The organism is Bacteroides sp. HMSC067B03, assembly GCF_001811315.1.
Lineage (GTDB): Bacteria > Bacteroidota > Bacteroidia > Bacteroidales > Bacteroidaceae > Bacteroides > Bacteroides faecis.
In genome coordinates this window covers 1,486-1,834 of sequence record NZ_KV804280.1, presented here as the reverse complement: position 1 = coordinate 1,834, position 349 = coordinate 1,486, and the positions used below count along the sequence as shown (strand labels likewise).

Here is a 349-nt window from a genome sequence, read left to right as displayed (position 1 = left end):
ACACCAGTAATATGACCGCATCTGCCAATAATGCCCCGCGTACCGTCGCCCGGATGTCTGCTGTGTCCGGGACATCGTCTTTTGATTCCTTCCATTTACCAGCCAGCCATGCGGAGACAGTTCCCAAGACCATGCCGCCCAATACGCTAAGGAAGCTCACTCCAAACAGGAAAACAGATGCTACCACGCACACGGCTAAAATGAGCATCCCAATCAGTCCGTGAATGATTTTGTCTACTCCGAACTTTTTAATCAAATCGTTACTTGCTTTCATTTTCTTAATTTTAATCGTTAGTAATTTCAATATTTATTTTGTCCACCAGCTCCGAATAGTCAATGCCCGCGCGTT

Annotated in this window: 1 protein-coding gene; it reads right to left on the bottom strand. The window is 45.8% G+C overall.

The annotated features are described in order from the left end of the window. The coding region (locus HMPREF2794_RS29890; RefSeq protein ID WP_070750889.1) for a hypothetical protein at positions 1-274 on the bottom strand (274 nt) is incomplete at its 3' end. Positions 275-349 lie beyond the last annotated feature (75 nt).